Annotated in this window: 1 tRNA gene and 1 rRNA gene; both read right to left on the bottom strand. The window is 49.6% G+C overall.

The features are described from left to right. Positions 1-76, bottom strand: a 5S ribosomal RNA gene (rrf, locus tag SB752_RS33250); the annotation flags it as partial. A gap of 83 nt (positions 77-159) precedes the next feature. Further along, positions 160-235: transfer RNA gene (locus tag SB752_RS33245), tRNA-Ala, on the bottom strand. Between the last annotated feature and the right edge of the window lies 1 nt (position 236).

Here is a 236-nt window from a genome sequence, read left to right as displayed (position 1 = left end):
TACCATCGGCGCTGGAGGGCTTAACGGCCGTGTTCGGCATGGGAACGGGTGTGTCCCCTCCGCCATCATCACCAGACGATTTTTCTCATTTCTCAAAAGTGACGAAGACTAATTTAGCATATCTTCTTATCAACTTTCAAGTATTATTTTTTAGGAAAATGGTGGAGCTGAACGGGATCGAACCGATGACCTCCTGCTTGCAAGGCAGGCGCTCTCCCAACTGAGCTACAGCCCCA

The sequence above is a fragment of the Brevibacillus sp. SIMBA_040 genome (assembly GCF_046535075.1).
Taxonomy (GTDB): domain Bacteria; phylum Bacillota; class Bacilli; order Brevibacillales; family Brevibacillaceae; genus Brevibacillus.
Note: the sequence above shows the minus strand (reverse complement) of the source record. Positions and strands in the feature narration are given on the sequence as shown.